1 protein-coding gene is annotated in these 227 nt (G+C 42.7%); it reads right to left on the reverse strand.

Annotation, left to right across the window (positions count from 1 at the left end):
• Positions 1 to 227: hypothetical protein (locus FC19_RS09475; RefSeq protein ID WP_157061309.1), on the reverse strand; the 227-nt coding region annotated here is incomplete at both ends.

The following is a 227-nucleotide window of genomic DNA, read 5'->3' on the forward strand; positions in this document are numbered from 1 at the left end:
GCTTTTTCGAAGGTGTGATCACTCCCCATGACCTCGCCAGTCGACTTCATCTCTGGTCCAAGGTAGCTATCAACATCCTCCAATTTACTGAATGAGAAGACTGGAGCTTTGACATGAATTGATTTGCTTTCAGGATATAAACCAGATTCATAACCTAAATCAGCTAAAGATTTTCCTAAGATGACCTTCGTTGCCACCTGTGCCATCTCAATCCCAGTAATCTTGCT

The organism is Liquorilactobacillus aquaticus DSM 21051, assembly GCF_001436755.1.
Taxonomy (GTDB): domain Bacteria; phylum Bacillota; class Bacilli; order Lactobacillales; family Lactobacillaceae; genus Liquorilactobacillus; species Liquorilactobacillus aquaticus.